Below are 17,548 nucleotides of genomic sequence, written 5' to 3'. Positions count from 1 at the left end.
AGCAACCTGCGGCTAGCTTCCTAGTTTGCTCTTTGATTTTCATTGAGTATCAATATGAATGGAAAATTGAAGATTGATCAGGCTGCTTTGACAAGGCATTTTAAAATTTTAGAAAAGGAAGGTTTGGTGGAGCGTCATCGTAATCCTGAAAATCAGCGGGAAGTATTGGTAGAGGCTACGAAGTATGCCAAGGAGCAGTTAGTGGTGAATCCTCCTCTGAAGCATATCAAGGTTAAGGAAGAGATGGAAAGTATCTTAACAGAATCTGAAAAAACAGAACTCAGCCGTTTATTAAATAAATTGGTTTTGGGTATTGAAAATATAGAAATTTAAGGAGAAATAGATGTCAATTATTACAATCATTTTAGCAACGATTGTTGCTTTGGAGCATTTTTACATTTTTTATTTGGAAAGTATTGCAACGCAATCAGATGCGACTAGTCGTGTCTTTAACATGGACAAGGAAGAACTGGCTCGTCCGTCAGTAAGTTCATTGTTTAAAAATCAAGGGATTTATAATGCTCTGTAGGAGTCTTTCTCTTGTATGGGATTTATTTCTCACAGAATTTAGAAATTGTGACTATTTTTGTTTTATTTGTGATTGGTGCTGCGGCTTATGGCTCTCTCACAGCAGATAAGAAAATTATTTTGAAGCAAGGTGGACCAGCTATTTTGGCCTTGATTAGTATTTTTCTCTTTAAATAAACTTTAATGCCGGTCTGATCCTCTCTAGTCCTTTTCACTCCAGAATAAGGGAAATATGTTATACTTGTTTTTAAGAAAATAGTTTCATGGAATTGGTTGTAAGGAGTTAGAAATGAAAGTATTAGTGACAGGTTTTGAGCCCTTTGGAGGGGAAAAGGTTAATCCAGCTTTGGAGGCCATTAAAGGTTTACCAGCTGAAATCCATGGTGCTGAGGTCCGTTGGCTAGAAGTGCCAACAGTCTTTCACAAATCGGCCCAAGTATTGGAAGAAGAAATGAGTCGTTATCAACCGGACTTTGTCCTTTGTATCGGCCAAGCAGGTGGAAGAACCAGCTTGACACCTGAGCGAGTGGCTATAAATCAAGACGATGCACGCATTCCTGATAACGAAGGTAATCAGCCGATTGACCTTCCCATTCGTCCAGATGGTGCTCCGGCTTACTTTAGTAGTTTGCCGATTAAAGCGATGGTTCAAGCTATAAAAAAAGAGGGATTGCCGGCCTCTGTTTCTAATACAGCAGGGACTTTTGTCTGCAATCATTTGATGTATCAGGCCCTCTATTTGGTAGAAAAGAAATTTCCCCATGTTAAGGCAGGTTTTATGCATATTCCTTATATGATGGAACAGGTGGTGAATCGACCGACCACTCCAGCTATGAGTTTAGTGGATATTAGGCGAGGGATAGAAGCAGCAATCGGAGCCATGATAGAATATGGAGATGAGGACCTCAAGTTGGTAGGTGGAGAAACTCATTGATAGAAAAAAGCTTGAGGGAAAACCTTCAAGCTTTTGGACGTTTTCGAGCCAATACTGCTCGGTAAAAAATCACTTTATTGATTTGAATGTAGGGTAGGAGTGAGAAACTAGAAATTCCAAAAGTAATCCAATTGAGGAAGTACCAAGGAAGGAGTTGTAGGTCTAGAATAAAGCGCTGAAATTTGTAGCCTTTCATCAGGAAACGGCTGGTTTTTAGGATTTGTCCTGGTTTAGCTTGTCCTAAGTCTAGGGTATCACAGAGGAGAAATTCTACCTGCGAATAGGCATAGTATTGTGGGATATAGAGACTATTTCCGACAATCATCAAGAGGATACTTGCTAGAAAGTAAAGACCAAAGGTCATGAGGAAACGCTCGGTTTCAATTGACGTGAGATCCAGATTGGGAAACTCAGGATGAAGGGCAATGAATTTCTTTGCAAGAAAGCTACTGTAAAAAAGGAAGTAAATTCCAAGCAAACTAGGAATGCTCCATAAGAAGAGATAGAAACGTTTGAGAAGGAGAGTCAAAAAGGTTTGTGAAAAGTGCTCTTCGTTAAAGAGAGTAAGACTGTTTTTGACGGATAGTTCTGTATCAGGATTCTTTATGAGTTTCAGGGTTGTGTAGACTGAACTGGTTAGAAGTATTGTCCCGATAAAGGAGACTAATAGAGGAAAAAGATAGGTTTGGAATACATGGCCAAAAACGCTTAAAAAGGATTGCTCTAAAATAGACTCGTTGATACGCTCTAAGGGATTGAGGAAGCCAGACAAGATGACTAGCATGCTAGGTAAGAGATAGACGAGAAAGAGGCGGGGATTTTCAGCCTGAAATTGTCTGGCCTGCAGACGAACGGTTTTTAAATCAATTTTTGAGTTTTTCATTCTCTCATTATACCATAGTTCGTGACAGTTCAAGCTTTTTTTGATAAAATCATACAGTATGCCCTTGGGCACAAAGTATGAACTGGGACTGTTTTTTCCAGCTTCGGAGGTAGAAAATGTCAGATTCACCAATCAAATACCGTTTGATTAAGAAAGAAAAACACACAGGAGCTCGTCTGGGAGAAATCATCACTCCCCACGGTACCTTCCCAACACCTATGTTTATGCCAGTTGGGACACAAGCCACTGTCAAAACTCAGTCGCCTGAAGAATTGAAGGAGATGGGTTCGGGAATTATCCTATCAAACACCTATCATCTCTGGCTTCGCCCTGGGGATGAACTCATTGCACGCGCTGGTGGTCTCCACAAGTTCATGAATTGGGACCAACCAATCCTAACGGATAGTGGTGGTTTCCAGGTTTATTCCCTAGCTGATAGCTGTAATATCACAGAAGAAGGAGTAACCTTTAAAAATCATCTCAATGGTTCTAAGATGTTCCTATCACCAGAAAAAGCCATCTCTATTCAGAATAATCTGGGCTCAGACATCATGATGTCCTTTGACGAATGTCCTCAGTTTTATCAACCTTACGACTACGTTAAGAAATCAATCGAGCGTACCAGTCGTTGGGCTGAGCGTGGTTTGAAGGCTCACCGTCGTCCGCATGACCAAGGGTTATTTGGGATTGTGCAGGGGGCAGGATTTGAAGATCTTCGCCGCCAATCGGCTCATGACCTTGTCAGCATGGATTTCCCAGGCTACTCTATCGGTGGCTTGGCAGTGGGAGAGACTCATGAAGAGATGAATGCGGTCTTGGACTTTACAACCCAACTGCTACCTGAAAACAAACCTCGCTATCTGATGGGTGTGGGAGCACCAGATAGCTTGATCGATGGAGTGATTCGTGGGGTGGATATGTTTGACTGTGTCTTGCCGACTCGTATCGCCCGTAACGGAACTTGTATGACCAGTCAGGGACGTTTGGTTGTGAAAAATGCTCAGTTTGCTGAGGACTTTACGCCACTGGATCCTGAGTGTGATTGCTACACATGTAAGAACTATACACGCGCTTACCTTCGTCACCTGCTCAAGGCCGATGAAACTTTCGGTATCCGCTTGACTAGCTACCACAATCTTTACTTCTTGCTTAACCTGATGAGGCAAGTGCGACAAGCCATTATGGACGATAATCTCTTGGAATTCCGTGAGTATTTTGTTGAAAAATATGGCTATAATAAGTCAGGCCGTAATTTTTAAACTGGAATTGATATAAGCTAAAAATCCTAAGTTTTCTCTTGGGATTTTTCTTCTTTTTTTGATAGAATAAAGTGTATAATGAAAGGGAGAATAAACTCGTATGCGTATTAAATGGTTTTCCTTGATTAGGATTACAGGTTTACTTTTGGTACTCTTGTATCATTTCTTTCAGACCATCTTTCCTGGAGGATTTTTCGGGGTAGATGTCTTTTTTACATTTTCAGGTTTCCTGATTACAGCTCTACTTATCGAAGAATTTTCTAAAAATCATGAAATTGATTTGGTTGGATTTTTTAGAAGACGCTTTTATCGGATTGTGCCACCTGTGGTTTTGATGGTCTTGGTAACCATGCCCTTTACTTTTCTAGTTCGCCAAGATTATGTGGCTGGAATTGGGGGTCAGATTGCGGGTGTTTTAGGCTTCATGACCAACTTCTATGAGCTCCTAACAGGTGGGAGTTATGAATCTCAGTTCATTCCTCATTTGTTTGTTCATAATTGGAGCTTGGCTGTTGAGGTTCACTACTATATCCTCTGGGGATTGGCAGTTTGGTTCTTATCCAAGCAGGCTAAATCAAATGGTCAGTTGAGAGGGATGGTTTTTCTCTTATCAACTGCTGCCTTCTTGATTAGTTTCTTCTCCATGTTTATTGGTAGTTTTCTAGTGACCTCTTATTCCTCTGTTTACTTCTCCAGTTTAACTCATGTCTATCCATTCTTTTTGGGAAGTATCCTAGCAACTATTGTAGGCGTTCGTCAGACGACTTCCCTCGTCAAGCAGTTGGATAAAATTTGGGATTTACGCAAGACCCTTTTAGTTTTGGGAGGAGGTTTTGGCTTCTTACTCATTTTGACCTTCTTTGTCAAATTCACTTATCTTTTTGCCTATCTTATAGGCTTCTTGCTTGCCAGTCTTGCAGCTCTTGCTATGATATTGGCAGCGCGTGTCTTACATGAAAAGATTCCTAACGTACAGGAGCCAAAGATAATTAGCTTTTTAGCGGATACTAGCTATGCGGTTTATCTTTTCCATTGGCCTTTCTACATCATTTTATCACAGTTGACATCAAATCTTTTTGCTGTGTTACTGACTTTGATTTTTTCTTATGGATTTGCCAGTCTTTCATTTTATGTATTGGAACCTTGGATTGCAGGAAAGAACACACCCGTTTTACAAACCCTTCGTCCCCTGCCTCATATTCACACAATCCTTGCAGCAAGTACTGGAATTTTGGCCTTCATTGTCTTCTTAGTAACTCTGTTGGCACCACAAGTGGGAGCTTTTGAGACAGACTTAACTGTCAATGGCTTGAAGCAAGCTGCAACAAATATTAACCAGACCAAGGTGATGACAGAACGAGCAGAAGCTGATAGTTTAGGAATTGCTGATGGCACTATGTTAATTGGTGATTCGGTAGCTCTAAGAGCTAATACAGCCCTGCAGACAGCCCTTCCTGGAGCACAGATTAACGCACAAGTAAGCAGAACAACCAAGACCGCCAACGAAATCATGCTCAACAATAGCCAAAATAAATTTCTACCAAAGATGGTGGTTATTGCAACTGGGGTAAATAATCCTGAAAATTACAAGGAAGATTGGGATAGTATCGTGAAAAATCTTCCTAAGGGGCACCATATGATTTTGGTGACACCTTATGAAGGAGATAAAACAAAAGAGACCTATGCAATCGTTGAGAAGGCTGCTACCTACATGAGAGAATTGGCAGAGAAGACTCCTTACATCACGATAGCAGATTGGAATCAAGTTGCTAAGGAACATCCAGAGATCTGGACAGGAACAGACCAAGTCCATTTCGGAAGTGACACTAGCAAAATTGAAGCAGGAGCAAAATTGTATGCAGATACCATTGCCACAGCCTTGCAAACAGCTCAAGACAAGCCAGTCAAATCAAAATAACTTGTATTAAAAAGAGAAGAGTTGGAGAAATCCAGCTCTTTTAAAATATCTCTAGAAAATAGGTCTATACCATTTACAAATGAATCAGAAAGGTTTATAATGTAATTGACATAATAAATATCAAAAGTAATCTTTTAAGGAGGTCATTATTATGCCTAATTACGTTAAAGCGGATCAGTTTTTCTATCCATTTGGCATTCGTCGCGGTGGGTACTTAGAACTTGTTGATGGCAAATTTGGGAAACATGTGGATCAAATTCCTGAAGGAGCAGAGGTTCTTGACTATACTGGTTATAGCATTGCACCAGGTCTTGTGGATACTCATATTCATGGATATGCAGGTGTAGATGTGATGGACAACAACATTGAAGGTACATTGCATACTATGAGTGAAGGACTTCTTAGTACCGGTGTTACCAGTTTCTTGCCCACAACTTTAACAGCCACTTATGAGCAATTGCTTGCAGTCACTGAAAATCTTGGAAACCATTATAAAGAAGCAACAGGTGCTAAGATTCGTGGGATTTATTATGAAGGTCCATATTTCACAGAAACTTTTAAGGGGGCACAAAATCCAACTTATATGAGAGACCCGGGTGTTGAGGAGTTTCATTCTTGGCAGGATGCTGCAAAAGGGATGCTAAATAAAATCGCTATTGCACCAGAACGTGATGGGGTGGAAGATTTTGTACGTACTATTACAGGTGAAGGTGTGACAGTTGCACTTGGACACTCAGATGCGACATTTGAACAAGCTAAGAAGGCAGTTGATGCTGGAGCTAGTGTATGGGTACATGCCTATAATGGGATGCGTGGTTTAACACACCGCGAACTAGGTATGGTAGGAGCTATGTATGAGCTCCCACATACTTACGCAGAATTGATTTGTGATGGTTATCACGTAGATCCAAAAGCTTGTGAGATTTTACTTAAGCAAAAGGGGACAGAAAACATCGCTCTTATTACGGACTGTATGACAGCTGGTGGGCTTGAAGACGGTGACTATATGTTGGGAGAATTCCCTGTTGTAGTAGCAAATGGAACTGCACGTCTCAAATCTACTGGTAATTTGGCAGGTTCTATCCTCAAACTTAAAGATGGTATGAGAAATGTAGTCGAGTGGGGTATTGCGAATCCACACGAAGCAGTCATGATGGCTAGCCTTAACCCAGCAAAATCTGTTCACATTGATGATGTCTGTGGTCAAATCCGTGAAGGTTATGATGCGGACTTTATCGTATTAGATAAAGATTTGGAATTGGTAGCAACCTATCTAGATGGTGTGAAACGTTATCAAGCATAAGAGAAAAAGCAGAAGTTAGAGATTAGCTTCTGCTTTTTTATCTATATTGCTTTACCGGTAAATAAAAAAGTTAAAAAAATCACAAAAAAACTTGAAGAAACAAATGAAAAGGCTTACAATTATATTATAAATAGTACAAATAAAAAAACGGAGGAATGCTTTATGAAAGCCTATACTTATGTTAAACCAGGACTTGCTTCTTTTGTTGATGTAGACAAACCAGTGCTTCGCAAGCCAACAGACGCTATTGTGCGTATCGTAAAAACTACTATTTGTGGAACAGACCTCCATATTATCAAAGGGGATGTTCCTGCTTGCCAAAGTGGTACCATTCTTGGTCACGAAGGGATTGGGATTGTTGAAGAAGTTGGGGAAGGAGTTTCGAACTTCAAAAAAGGCGATAAGGTCTTGATTTCTTGTGTCTGTGCCTGTGGTAAATGCTACTACTGTAAAAAAGGAATTTATGCCCACTGTGAAGACGAAGGGGGCTGGATTTTCGGTCACCTGATTGATGGTATGCAGGCTGAATATTTACGTGTCCCTCATGCAGATAACACTCTTTACCACACTCCAGAAGACTTGTCAGATGAAGCCTTGGTTATGCTATCAGACATTCTGCCTACTGGGTATGAAATTGGTGTCTTGAAAGGGAAAGTAGAACCTGGTTGTAGTGTAGCCATTATTGGTTCAGGACCTGTTGGATTGGCTGCTCTTTTGACAGCCCAATTCTATTCACCAGCTAAATTGATTATGGTGGATTTAGACGATAACCGCTTGGAAACTGCCCTATCATTTGGTGCGACTCATAAGGTTAATTCTTCAGACCCTGAAAAAGCGATTAAAGAAATTTATGATTTGACAGATGGTCGTGGTGTGGATGTCGCTATCGAAGCTGTTGGTATTCCTGCAACATTTGATTTCTGTCAAAAGATTATCGGTGTAGACGGAACAGTTGCTAACTGTGGTGTACATGGTAAACCAGTTGAATTCGATTTAGATAAACTTTGGATTCGCAACATCAATGTAACAACTGGTTTGGTATCTACAAATACAACTCCACAATTGTTGAAAGCTCTTGAAAGTCATAAGATTGAACCAGAAAAATTGGTAACTCACTATTTCAAACTCAGTGAAATTGAAAAAGCCTATGAAGTTTTCAGTAAAGCAGCAGACCACCATGCAATCAAAGTCATTATCGAAAATGATATTTCAGAAGCTTAAGTAGTAAAAACATTTTGGAACATAAGCAAATAGAAATTCAGTCATCATAAGATGGCTGGATTTTTTATCAAAAAATTAAGAAATGAGCATATTTCTTTCCTTGTTTGTCTGAATTGGTTATAATATACGGTACAAAGGAATGAATGAATATGTATCGTGTTATAGAAATGTACGGAGATTTTGAACCCTGGTGGTTCTTAGAAGGTTGGGAAGAAGATATTGTAGCAAGTAGAAAATTTGACCAGTATTATGATGCTCTCAAATACTATAAAACTTGCTGGTTTAGATTGGAACAAGAATCCCCTCTTTATAAAAGTAGAAGTGACTTGATGACTATTTTTTGGGATCCAGAAGACCAACGTTGGTGTGATGAATGTGATGAGTATTTACAACAATATCATTCTTTGGCTCTTTTGCAGGATGAGCAGGTTATTCCAGATGAAAAATTACGCCCAGGCTATGAAAAACAAACCGGTAAGGAAAGGCACCGTTCTTGCCGTATGAAATTAAAATAGAGAAAAAGTAACTTTTTTGGAGTTGCTTTTTTTATTTTTCCAAATCTTTGCGAATAGTATAGGTGAGGAGGTAAGTATGGTTCAAGAAATTGCACAAGAAATCATTCGTTCAGCCCGGAAAAAAGGAGCGCAAGATATTTATTTTGTCCCTAAGTTAGATGCCTATGAGCTTCATATGAGAATAGGAGACGAGCGCTGTAAAATCGGTTGTTATGATTTTGAAAAATTTGCGGCCGTCATCAGTCACTTTAAGTTTGTGGCGGGTATGAATGTTGGAGAAAAGCGACGTAGTCAACTTGGTTCCTGTGATTATGAATATGACCAGAAGATGGCGTCCCTACGTTTATCTACTGTAGGCGATTATCGAGGGCATGAGAGTTTAGTTATTCGCTTGTTGCATGATGAGGAGCAGGATTTGCATTTTTGGTTTCAGGATATTGAAGAACTGGGCAAGCAGTACAGGCAACGGGGACTCTATCTTTTTGCTGGTCCAGTCGGCAGTGGTAAGACAACCTTAATGCACGAATTGGCTAAATCTCTCTTTAAAGGACAGCAAGTCATGTCCATCGAAGATCCTGTCGAAATCAAGCAGGAGGACATGCTCCAGTTGCAGTTGAACGAAGCAATTGGGTTGACGTATGAAAATCTCATCAAGCTTTCCTTACGTCATCGTCCTGACCTTTTGATTATCGGAGAAATTCGTGACAGCGAGACGGCGCGTGCAGTAGTTAGAGCTAGTTTGACAGGTGCGACAGTCTTTTCAACCATTCATGCCAAGAGTATTCGAGGTGTTTATGAGCGCCTGTTGGAGTTGGGTGTGAGTGAGGAGGAATTAGCAGTCGTTCTGCAAGGAGTCTGCTACCAGAGATTAATCGGGGGAGGAGGAATCGTTGACTTTGCCAACAAAGACTATCAAGAACACCAGCCAACTAGCTGGAATGAACAGATTGACCAGCTTCTTAAAGATGGACATATCACAAGTCTTCAGGCTGAAACGGAAAAAATTAGCTACAGCTAAGCAAAAAAATATCATCACCTTGTTTAACAATCTCTTTTCCAGCGGTTTTCATCTGGTGGAGACCATCTCCTTTTTAGATAGGAGTGCCTTGTTGGACAAGCAGTGTGTGACTCAGATGCGCACGGGCTTGTCTCAGGGGAAATCATTCTCAGAAATGATGGAAAGTTTGGGATTTTCAAGTGCTATTGTCACTCAGTTATCCCTAGCGGAAGTCCATGGGAATCTCCACCTGAGTTTGGGAAAGATAGAAGAGTATCTAGACAATCTAGCCAAGGTCAAGAAAAAATTAATTGAAGTAGCGACTTATCCCTTGATTTTGCTGGGATTTCTTCTCTTAATCATGCTGGGGCTACGGAACTACCTACTACCACAACTGGATAGTAGTAATATTGCCACCCAAATTATCGGCAATCTGCCACAAATCTTTCTAGGAATGATAGTTTTTGTTTCAGTAGGTGTCCTGTTAGCACTAACTTTTTATAAAAGAAGTTCTAAGATGCGCGTCTTTTCTATCCTAGCACGCCTTCCTTTTCTTGGAATCTTTGTGCAGACTTATCTGACAGCTTATTATGCGCGTGAGTGGGGGAATATGATTTCTCAAGGGCTGGAGTTGACGCAGATTTTTCAAATGATGCAGGAACAAGGTTCCCAGCTCTTTAAAGAAATCGGTCAAGATTTAGCTCAAGCACTCCAAAATGGTCGCGAATTTTCTCAAACTATAGGAACCTATCCTTTCTTTAGGAAGGAATTAAGTCTCATCATCGAGTATGGGGAAGTCAAGTCCAAGCTGGGGAGTGAGTTGGAAATCTATGCGGAAAAGACTTGGGAAGCCTTTTTTACCCGAGTCAATCGCACCATGAATTTGGTGCAGCCAATGGTTTTTATCTTTGTGGCTCTGATTATCGTTTTACTTTATGCGGCAATGCTCATGCCCATGTATCAAAATATGGAGGTAAATTTTTAACATGAAAAAAATGATGACATTCTTGAAAAAAGCGAAAGTGAAGGCTTTTACACTTGTGGAGATGTTGGTGGTTTTGCTCATCATCAGCGTGCTTCTATTACTCTTTGTACCTAATCTGACCAAGCAAAAAGAAGCAGTCAACGACAAAGGAAAAGCTGCTGTTGTTAAGGTGGTGGAAAGCCAGGCAGAACTTTATAGCTTAGATAAAAATGAAGATGCTAGCCTAAGCAAGTTACAAGCAGATGGGCGAATCACAAAAGAACAGGCTAAAGCCTATAAAGAATACCATGCTAAACAAAATACTAGTCAAACCGTTAAAGATTAAGGCATTTACCATGCTGGAAAGTCTCTTGGTTTTGGGACTTGTGAGTATCCTTGCCTTGGGCTTGTCAGGTTCTGTCCAGTCCACTTTTGCAGCAGTAGAGGAGCAGATTTTCTTTATGGAGTTTGAAGAACTCTATCGGGAAACCCAAAAACGCAGTGTAGCTAGTCAGCAAAAGACAAGTTTGAGCATAGACGGAAAGACCATTAGCAATGGCAGTCAAAAGCTGACAGTTCCTAAAGGAATTCAAGCACCATCGGGACAAAATATCACATTTGACCGAGCTGGGGGCAATTCGTCCCTGGCTAAGGTTGAATTTCAGACCAGTAAAGGAGCGATTCGCTATCAGTTATATCTAGGAAATGGAAAAATTAAACGCATTAAGGAAACAAAAAATTAGAGCAGTTATTTTACTGGAAGCAGTAGTTGCTCTAGCTATCTTTGCTAGCATTGCGACCCTCCTTTTGGGACAAATTCAGAAAAATAGACAAGAAGAAGCAAAAATCTTGCAAGAGGAAGAAGTCTTGAGGGTAGCTAAGATGGCACTGCAGACAGGTCAAAATCAGATAAACATCAACGGAGTTGAGATTCAGGTGTTTTCTAGTGAAAAGGGATTGGAGGTCTACTATGGTTCAGAACAGTTGTTGGCTATCAAAGAGCCATAAGGTCAAGGCTTTTACCCTGTTGGAATCTCTGATTGCCCTCATTGTCATCAGTGGAAGCTTACTTCTCTTTCAAGCCATGAGTCAGCTCCTCATTTCAGAAGTTCGTTACCAGCAACAAAGCGAGCAAAAGGAGTGGCTCCTGTTTGTGGACCAGTTGGAGGCAGAATTAGACCGTTCGCAGTTCGAAAAAGTAGAAGGTAATCGCATTTATATGAAGCAGGATGGCAAGGATATCTCTATTGGTAAGTCCAAATCAGATGATTTTCGGAAAACTGATGCCAGTGGACGAGGATATCAGCCTATGGTTTATGGACTTAAATCTGCGCAGATTACAGAGGACAATCAGTTGGTTCGTTTTCGTTTTCAGTTCCAAAAAGGCTTAGAAAGGGAGTTCATCTATCGTGTGGAAAAAGAAAAAAGTTAAGGCAGGTGTTCTCCTCTATGCAGTCACCATGGCAGCCATCTTTAGTCTTTTGTTACAATTTTACTTGAACCGACAAGTCGCCCACTATCAAGACTATGCTTTAAATAAAGAAAAGTTGGTTGCTTTTGCCATGGCCAAGCGAACCAAAGATAAGGTTGAGCAAGAAAGTGGGGAACAGGCCTTTAATCTGGGTCAGGTGAGCTATCAAAATAAGAAAACAAGCTTGGTGACGACGGTTCGTACGCCTAAGAGTCAATATGAGTTTCTGTTTCCTTCCGTCAAAATCGAAGAAGAGAAAACGGATAAAAAGGAAAAGGTAGTGACTGATTCAAGTAATCAAGCAGAGAAGAAAAAATCAGAAGAGAAGGTTGAAAAGAAAGAGAATTCCTAGCCAATCAAGCTATTTTGTGCTAAACTAAAAATATGAAACATGATTTTAACCATAAAGCAGAAACTTTTGATTCACCTAAAAATATCTTCCTTGTAAACTTGGTTTGTCAAGCAGTCGAGAAACAGATTGATCTTCTATCAGACAAAGAAATTTTGGATTTTGGTGGAGGGACGGGTCTGTTAACCTTGCCTCTGGCCAAACAAACCCAATCTGTAACACTGGTGGATATTTCGGAGAAAATGCTGGAGCAAGCTCGTTTGAAAGCAGAGCAGCAAGACATCAAGAATATCCAGTTTCTGGAGCAAGATTTACTGGCAAATCCCTTGGAGCAAGAGTTTGATCTCATTGTTGTTTGTCGTGTTCTTCATCATATGCCTGATTTGGATGAGGCTCTCTCACTGTTTCATCAACATCTGAGAGAAAACGGACAACTCCTCATTGCTGATTTTACCAAGACAGAAGCTAACCATCATGGATTTGAATTGCCTGAACTGGAAAACAAGCTAGCCCAGTTTGGTTTTTCATCTGTGTATAGTCAGATCCTCTATAGCGCTGAAGACCTGTTTCAAGGAAATTACTCAGAACTCTTTTTAACAGTAGCCCAAAAATCACTCGCCTAGTCAGGGAGTGATTTTTCTATAAGGATGGAAAAAAGAAGGGAAATTTGATAAGATAGGAATATGGATTTTGAAAAAATTGAACAAGCTTATACCTATTTACTAGAGAATGTCCAAGTCATTCAAAGTGATTTGGCGACCAACTTTTATGACGCCCTGGTGGAGCAAAATAGCATCTATCTGGATGGTGAAACTGAGCTAGAGCAGGTCAAGGAAAACAATCAGGCCCTTAAGCGTTTAGCGCTTCGCAAAGAAGAATGGCTCAAGACCTACCAGTTTCTCTTGATGAAGGCTGGGCAGACAGAGCCCCTACAGGCCAATCACCAGTTTACACCAGATGCTATTGCTTTGCTTTTGGTGTTTATTGTGGAAGAGCTGTTTAAAGAGAAGGAGATTACGATCCTCGAAATGGGTTCTGGGATGGGAATTTTGGGCGCTACTTTCTTGACCTCGCTTAATAAAAAGGTGGATTATTTGGGAATGGAAGTGGATGATTTGCTGATTGATCTGGCGGCTAGTATGGCAGATGTAATTGGTTTACAGGCTGGCTTTGTCCAAGGGGATGCCGTTCGTCCACAGATGCTCAAAGAAAGCGACGTGGTCATCAGCGACTTGCCTGTCGGCTATTATCCTGATGATGCCGTTGCGTTGCGTCATCAAGTTGCTTCTAGCCAAGAACATACTTACGCCCATCACTTGCTCATGGAACAAGGACTTAAGTATCTCAAGTCAGATGGATACGCTATTTTTCTCGCTCCGAGTGATTTGTTGACCAGCCCTCAAAGTGATTTGTTGAAAGGGTGGTTGAAAGAGGAAGCGAGTCTGGTTGCGATGATCAGTCTGCCTGAAAATCTCTTTGCTAATGCTAAACAATCAAAGACGATTTTTATCTTACAGAAGAAAAGTGAAACAGCAGTAGATCCTTTTGTTTATCCGCTTGCTAGCTTGCAAGATGCAGGTGTTTTAATGAAATTTAAAGAAAATTTTCAAAAATGGACTCAAGGTACTGAAATATAAAATAGATTTTGTTATAATAGATGAAAACGCTTAAAAAGGGGTATCATGTTATGACAAAAACAATTGCAATCAATGCGGGAAGTTCAAGTTTGAAATGGCAACTTTATCAAATGCCAGAGGAAAAAGTTCTTGCTAAAGGTTTAATTGAACGGATTGGTTTGAAAGATTCTATTTCAACTGTAAAATTTGACGGCCGTTCTGAACAACAAATTTTGGATATCGAAAATCACACACAAGCTGTTAAAATCTTATTGGATGACTTGATTCGTTTCGATATTATCAAGGCTTATGATGAGATTACAGGTGTTGGACACCGTGTTGTTGCAGGTGGAGAATATTTTAAAGAATCAACAGTCGTTGAGGGAGATGTTTTAGAAAAAGTTGAAGAGTTGAGCTTGTTAGCTCCTCTCCACAATCCAGCCAATGCAGCAGGTGTTCGTGCCTTCAAGGAATTGTTGCCAGACATTACCAGTGTAGTTGTTTTTGATACTTCATTCCACACAACTATGCCAGAGAAAGCTTATCGCTATCCTCTACCAACAAAATATTACACAGAAAACAAGGTTCGTAAATATGGTGCCCACGGTACAAGTCACCAGTTTGTAGCAGGAGAAGCTGCAAAACTCTTGGGACGTCCATTAGAAGATTTGAAATTGATTACTTGCCACATCGGTAATGGTGCTTCTATTACAGCAGTTAAGGGTGGTCAATCTGTTGATACTTCAATGGGATTCACTCCACTTGGTGGTGTGATGATGGGAACTCGTACAGGAGATATTGACCCAGCTATCATTCCTTACTTAATGCAATATACAGAGGACTTTAACACGCCTGAAGACATTAGTCACGTTCTTAATCGTGAATCAGGACTAATGGGGGTTTCAGGTAAATCCAGTGATATGCGTGATGTGATTGCTGCTATGGAAGAAGGGGACCACGATGCCACTTTAGCCTATGAAATGTATGTTGACCGTATCCAAAAACATATCGGTCAATACCTTGCGGTCCTAAATGGAGCAGATGCTATTATCTTTACTGCAGGTATCGGTGAAAATGCTGCAAACGTACGTGAAGATGTTATCTCAGGTATCTCTTGGTTTGGCTGTGATGTTGACCCAGAAAAGAATGTCTTTGGTGTGACAGGAGACATCTCAACAGAGGCAGCGAAAATACGTGTCCTGGTTATTCCAACAGATGAAGAATTGGTCATTGCCCGTGACGTTGAACGCTTGAAAAAATAACTAAAATCAGAAAAAATATTCAGTACAAGGAGTTGGGAAAGAGATTTTTCCAGCTTCTTTTTCTGATGGAAATGTCCAAAACCTTGCTATGATTGGCTTTTTTGAAAAATATGGTATAATAGTAGTAATTTAATAGATGGAGTTGAGTTTTGAAGAAAAACTTTCGTGTAAAAAGAGAGAAAGATTTTAAGGAGATTTTCAAGGAGGGGACAAGTTTTGCCAATCGCAAATTTGTTGTCTACCAACTAGAAAACCAGAAAAACCATTTTCGAGTAGGTCTATCAGTTAGCAAAAAACTTGGGAATGCCGTCACTAGAAATCAAATTAAGCGACGGATTCGGCATATTATCCAGAATGCCAAAGGGAGTCTGGTAGAAGATGTCGACTTTGTTGTCATTGCTCGAAAAGGAGTCGAAACCTTGGGATACGCAGAGATGGAGAAAAATCTACTCCACGTATTAAAATTATCAAAGATTTACCAGGAAGGAAATGGGAGTGAAAAAGAAACTACAGTTGACTAGTTTGCTAGGACTGTCCCTATTGATCATGACAGCCTGTGCAACAAATGGGGCAACTAGCGATATTACAGCCGATTCGGCTGATTTTTGGAGTAAATTTGTTTACTTCTTTGCGGAAATCATTCGCTTTTTATCATTTGATATCAGTATCGGAGTGGGGATTATCCTCTTTACGGTCTTGATTCGTACACTGCTTTTGCCAGTTTTTCAAGTGCAAATGGTGGCTTCCAGAAAAATGCAGGAAGCTCAACCACGTATTAAGGCGCTTCGAGAACAATATCCAGGTCGAGATATGGAAAGCAGAACTAAGCTAGAGCAAGAAATGCGTAAAGTCTTTAAAGAAATGGGTGTCAGACAGTCAGATTCTCTTTGGCCGATTTTGATTCAGATGCCGGTTATCTTGGCCTTGTTCCAAGCTCTATCAAGAGTTGACTTTTTAAAGACAGGTCATTTCTTATGGATTAACCTTGGTGGTGTGGATACAACCCTTGTTCTTCCGATTTTAGCAGCTGTATTTACCTTTTTAAGTACTTGGTTGTCCAACCAAGCCTTGTCTGAGCGTAATGGCGCTACGACTGCGATGATGTATGGGATTCCAGTCTTGATCTTTATCTTTGCAGTTTATGCACCAGGTGGAGTCGCCCTATACTGGACAGTGTCCAATGCTTATCAAGTCTTGCAAACCTATTTCTTGAACAATCCATTCAAGATTATCGCAGAGCGCGAGGCGGTAGTTCAGGCACAGAAAGATTTGGAAAATAGAAAAAGAAAAGCCAAGAAAAAGGCTCAGAAAACGAAATAATAAGGAGGAATCTGGTAATGGTAGTATTTACAGGTTCAACTGTTGAAGAAGCAATCCAGAAAGGATTGAAAGAATTAGATATCCCAAGACTGAAGGCTCACATCAAAGTCATTTCTCGTGAAAAAAATGGCTTTCTTGGTTTATTTGGTAAAAAACCAGCTCAAGTTGATATTGAAGCTATTAGTGAAACAACGGTCATTAAAGCTAATCAGCAGGCTGTAAAGGGTGTTCCTAAAGAAATTAACGAACAAAATGAACCAGTCAAAACAGTCAGTCAAGCGACTGTTGATTTAGGGCATGTTGTAGAAGCAATTAAAAAGATTGAAGAAGAAGGCCAAGGGGTTTCTGATGAAGTTAAGGCTGAAATTTTGAAAAATGAAAAACATGCTAACACCATTTTAGAAGAAACTGGGCATATTGAGATTTTAAATGAATTACAGCTTGAAGAAGCTGGTTTCGGGGAAGAAGTAGAAACTCCTATTGTTGAGAGTCGAGCTGAACAAACTGAAAGTCAAGAATTAGAAGATTTGGGCTTAAAAGTGGAACCGAGCTTTGACATTGAACAAGTAGCTACGGAAGTAACGACTTATGTCCAAACAATCATTGATGATATGGATGTTGAGGCGACGATTTCAAATGATTATAACCGTCGTAGCATCAATTTACAAATTGATACCAATGAGCCAGGTCGTATTATCGGTTACCATGGCAAAGTTTTGAAGGCCTTACAACTATTGGCTCAAAATTATCTTTACAACCGCTATGCAAGGACCTTCTACATTACTATTAATGTCAATGATTATGTTGAACATCGTGCAGAAGTCTTGCAGACCTATGCTCAAAAATTGGCGACTCGTGTTTTAGAAGAAGGACGTAGTCATCAAACAGATCCTATGTCAAATAGTGAACGCAAGATTATTCATCGTATTATTTCACGTATGGATGGCGTGACTAGTTACTCTGAGGGTGATGAGCCAAATCGCTATGTCGTTGTAGATACAGAATAAA

At 40.2% G+C, this 17,548-nt stretch carries 21 protein-coding genes and 1 pseudogene; 21 read left to right on the top strand and 1 reads right to left on the bottom strand.

The window, feature by feature from the left end:
* Window positions 1-54: 54 nt before the first annotated feature.
* The 3 genes and pseudogenes from ADG81_RS02300 to pcp all read left to right on the top strand — a co-directional run bounded on the left by ADG81_RS02300 (window position 55) and on the right by pcp (window position 1,462).
* Window positions 55-333, top strand: a complete 279-nt coding sequence (locus tag ADG81_RS02300) for a MarR family winged helix-turn-helix transcriptional regulator (protein ID WP_414716416.1) — start codon at window positions 55-57, stop codon at window positions 331-333.
* A 10-nt stretch (window positions 334-343) separates the two neighbouring features.
* Window positions 344-705, top strand: a pseudogene (locus ADG81_RS02295) (DUF1304 domain-containing protein).
* Window positions 706-817: 112 nt separating this feature from the next.
* Window positions 818-1,462, top strand: coding sequence for a pyroglutamyl-peptidase I (gene pcp, locus ADG81_RS02290; RefSeq protein WP_033687421.1), 645 nt, complete (start codon window positions 818-820; stop codon window positions 1,460-1,462).
* 25 nt (window positions 1,463-1,487) lie between these two features.
* On the opposite strand, the gene ADG81_RS02285 is transcribed toward pcp, so the two are convergent.
* Window positions 1,488-2,345, bottom strand: a complete 858-nt coding sequence (locus tag ADG81_RS02285; protein WP_049550789.1) for a DUF975 family protein — start codon at window positions 2,343-2,345, stop codon at window positions 1,488-1,490.
* Between the two features lie 116 nt (window positions 2,346-2,461).
* Between ADG81_RS02285 and tgt the strand changes: the two genes are divergently transcribed.
* The 18 genes from tgt to jag all read left to right on the top strand — a co-directional run bounded on the left by tgt (window position 2,462) and on the right by jag (window position 17,547).
* Window positions 2,462-3,604 carry a tRNA guanosine(34) transglycosylase Tgt gene (gene tgt / locus ADG81_RS02280; RefSeq protein ID WP_049550788.1) on the top strand — a complete coding sequence of 381 codons (1,143 nt, stop codon included), beginning with the start codon at window positions 2,462-2,464 and terminating at the stop codon, window positions 3,602-3,604.
* Window positions 3,605-3,704: 100 nt separating this feature from the next.
* On the top strand, window positions 3,705-5,522 hold the full coding sequence (locus ADG81_RS02275; protein WP_049550787.1) for an acyltransferase family protein: 1,818 nt from the start codon (window positions 3,705-3,707) through the stop codon (window positions 5,520-5,522).
* Between the two features lie 151 nt (window positions 5,523-5,673).
* A complete protein-coding gene (gene nagA, locus ADG81_RS02270; protein ID WP_001134549.1) occupies window positions 5,674-6,825 on the top strand; it encodes an N-acetylglucosamine-6-phosphate deacetylase in 1,152 nt (383 codons plus the stop codon).
* 162 nt (window positions 6,826-6,987) lie between these two features.
* On the top strand, window positions 6,988-8,046 hold the full coding sequence (locus ADG81_RS02265; protein WP_004257473.1) for a zinc-dependent alcohol dehydrogenase family protein: 1,059 nt from the start codon (window positions 6,988-6,990) through the stop codon (window positions 8,044-8,046).
* A gap of 149 nt (window positions 8,047-8,195) precedes the next feature.
* Window positions 8,196-8,561: a DUF1033 family protein gene (locus ADG81_RS02260; protein ID WP_000286413.1), complete on the top strand. Its 366-nt coding sequence runs from the start codon at window positions 8,196-8,198 to the stop codon at window positions 8,559-8,561.
* Between the two features lie 76 nt (window positions 8,562-8,637).
* Window positions 8,638-9,579 (top strand): competence type IV pilus ATPase ComGA, encoded by a 942-nt coding sequence (gene comGA / locus ADG81_RS02255; protein WP_049550786.1) that lies wholly within the window; start codon window positions 8,638-8,640, stop codon window positions 9,577-9,579.
* The gene (gene comGB, locus ADG81_RS02250; protein WP_080978022.1) at window positions 9,527-10,543 is read left to right on the top strand and encodes a competence type IV pilus assembly protein ComGB; all 1,017 of its coding nucleotides are present in this window, start codon (window positions 9,527-9,529) and stop codon (window positions 10,541-10,543) included. The genes comGA and comGB overlap by 53 nt, the downstream gene beginning before the upstream one ends.
* A gap of 1 nt (window position 10,544) precedes the next feature.
* Window positions 10,545-10,868 carry a comG operon protein ComGC gene (gene comGC, locus ADG81_RS02245; RefSeq protein ID WP_049550784.1) on the top strand — a complete coding sequence of 108 codons (324 nt, stop codon included), beginning with the start codon at window positions 10,545-10,547 and terminating at the stop codon, window positions 10,866-10,868.
* A complete protein-coding gene (gene comGD, locus ADG81_RS02240; protein WP_049550783.1) occupies window positions 10,831-11,265 on the top strand; it encodes a competence type IV pilus minor pilin ComGD in 435 nt (144 codons plus the stop codon). Before comGC ends, comGD begins: the two co-directional genes overlap by 38 nt.
* Window positions 11,228-11,530: a competence type IV pilus minor pilin ComGE gene (gene comGE, locus ADG81_RS02235; RefSeq protein WP_049550782.1), complete on the top strand. Its 303-nt coding sequence runs from the start codon at window positions 11,228-11,230 to the stop codon at window positions 11,528-11,530. Before comGD ends, comGE begins: the two co-directional genes overlap by 38 nt.
* On the top strand, window positions 11,493-11,954 hold the full coding sequence (gene comGF / locus ADG81_RS02230; RefSeq protein WP_049550781.1) for a competence type IV pilus minor pilin ComGF: 462 nt from the start codon (window positions 11,493-11,495) through the stop codon (window positions 11,952-11,954). Before comGE ends, comGF begins: the two co-directional genes overlap by 38 nt.
* Window positions 11,932-12,345 carry a competence type IV pilus minor pilin ComGG gene (gene comGG / locus ADG81_RS02225; RefSeq protein ID WP_049550780.1) on the top strand — a complete coding sequence of 138 codons (414 nt, stop codon included), beginning with the start codon at window positions 11,932-11,934 and terminating at the stop codon, window positions 12,343-12,345. Before comGF ends, comGG begins: the two co-directional genes overlap by 23 nt.
* Window positions 12,346-12,377: 32 nt before the next feature.
* A complete protein-coding gene (locus ADG81_RS02220) occupies window positions 12,378-12,965 on the top strand; it encodes a class I SAM-dependent methyltransferase (protein WP_049550779.1) in 588 nt (195 codons plus the stop codon).
* Window positions 12,966-13,025: 60 nt separating this feature from the next.
* A complete protein-coding gene (locus ADG81_RS02215) occupies window positions 13,026-13,979 on the top strand; it encodes a class I SAM-dependent methyltransferase (RefSeq protein WP_049550778.1) in 954 nt (317 codons plus the stop codon).
* A gap of 50 nt (window positions 13,980-14,029) precedes the next feature.
* Window positions 14,030-15,220, top strand: coding sequence for an acetate kinase (locus ADG81_RS02210; RefSeq protein ID WP_049544477.1), 1,191 nt, complete (start codon window positions 14,030-14,032; stop codon window positions 15,218-15,220).
* A 149-nt stretch (window positions 15,221-15,369) separates the two neighbouring features.
* Entirely contained in the window at window positions 15,370-15,741 is a 372-nt protein-coding gene (gene rnpA / locus ADG81_RS02205) for a ribonuclease P protein component (RefSeq protein ID WP_049550777.1), read from the top strand.
* Window positions 15,716-16,540, top strand: coding sequence for a membrane protein insertase YidC (locus ADG81_RS02200; protein ID WP_204372668.1), 825 nt, complete (start codon window positions 15,716-15,718; stop codon window positions 16,538-16,540). The genes rnpA and ADG81_RS02200 overlap by 26 nt, the downstream gene beginning before the upstream one ends.
* A 17-nt stretch (window positions 16,541-16,557) precedes the next feature.
* The gene (jag, locus tag ADG81_RS02195; protein ID WP_000260003.1) at window positions 16,558-17,547 is read left to right on the top strand and encodes an RNA-binding cell elongation regulator Jag/EloR; all 990 of its coding nucleotides are present in this window, start codon (window positions 16,558-16,560) and stop codon (window positions 17,545-17,547) included.
* Window position 17,548: the final 1 nt, after the last annotated feature.

The sequence above is a fragment of the Streptococcus pseudopneumoniae genome (assembly GCF_001070815.1).
Classification (GTDB): domain Bacteria; phylum Bacillota; class Bacilli; order Lactobacillales; family Streptococcaceae; genus Streptococcus; species Streptococcus pseudopneumoniae_P.
This window is presented reverse-complemented; position numbering and strand designations above follow the sequence as displayed.

Excerpts from the sequence above, each read along its gene's own strand:
- ADG81_RS02300 (WP_414716416.1), top strand. The coding sequence starts at position 55 with ATGAATGGAAAATTGAAGATTGATCAGGCTGCTTTGACAAGGCATTTT.
- pcp (WP_033687421.1), top strand. The coding sequence starts at position 818 with ATGAAAGTATTAGTGACAGGTTTTGAGCCCTTTGGAGGGGAAAAGGTT.
- ADG81_RS02285 (WP_049550789.1), bottom strand. The coding sequence starts at position 2,345 with ATGAAAAACTCAAAAATTGATTTAAAAACCGTTCGTCTGCAGGCCAGA.
- tgt (WP_049550788.1), top strand. The coding sequence starts at position 2,462 with ATGTCAGATTCACCAATCAAATACCGTTTGATTAAGAAAGAAAAACAC.
- ADG81_RS02275 (WP_049550787.1), top strand. The coding sequence starts at position 3,705 with ATGCGTATTAAATGGTTTTCCTTGATTAGGATTACAGGTTTACTTTTG.
- nagA (WP_001134549.1), top strand. The coding sequence starts at position 5,674 with ATGCCTAATTACGTTAAAGCGGATCAGTTTTTCTATCCATTTGGCATT.
- ADG81_RS02265 (WP_004257473.1), top strand. The coding sequence starts at position 6,988 with ATGAAAGCCTATACTTATGTTAAACCAGGACTTGCTTCTTTTGTTGAT.
- ADG81_RS02260 (WP_000286413.1), top strand. The coding sequence starts at position 8,196 with ATGTATCGTGTTATAGAAATGTACGGAGATTTTGAACCCTGGTGGTTC.
- comGA (WP_049550786.1), top strand. The coding sequence starts at position 8,638 with ATGGTTCAAGAAATTGCACAAGAAATCATTCGTTCAGCCCGGAAAAAA.
- comGB (WP_080978022.1), top strand. The coding sequence starts at position 9,527 with ATGGACATATCACAAGTCTTCAGGCTGAAACGGAAAAAATTAGCTACA.
- comGC (WP_049550784.1), top strand. The coding sequence starts at position 10,545 with ATGAAAAAAATGATGACATTCTTGAAAAAAGCGAAAGTGAAGGCTTTT.
- comGD (WP_049550783.1), top strand. The coding sequence starts at position 10,831 with ATGCTAAACAAAATACTAGTCAAACCGTTAAAGATTAAGGCATTTACC.
- comGE (WP_049550782.1), top strand. The coding sequence starts at position 11,228 with ATGGAAAAATTAAACGCATTAAGGAAACAAAAAATTAGAGCAGTTATT.
- comGF (WP_049550781.1), top strand. The coding sequence starts at position 11,493 with ATGGTTCAGAACAGTTGTTGGCTATCAAAGAGCCATAAGGTCAAGGCT.
- ADG81_RS02220 (WP_049550779.1), top strand. The coding sequence starts at position 12,378 with ATGAAACATGATTTTAACCATAAAGCAGAAACTTTTGATTCACCTAAA.
- ADG81_RS02215 (WP_049550778.1), top strand. The coding sequence starts at position 13,026 with ATGGATTTTGAAAAAATTGAACAAGCTTATACCTATTTACTAGAGAAT.
- ADG81_RS02210 (WP_049544477.1), top strand. The coding sequence starts at position 14,030 with ATGACAAAAACAATTGCAATCAATGCGGGAAGTTCAAGTTTGAAATGG.
- jag (WP_000260003.1), top strand. The coding sequence starts at position 16,558 with ATGGTAGTATTTACAGGTTCAACTGTTGAAGAAGCAATCCAGAAAGGA.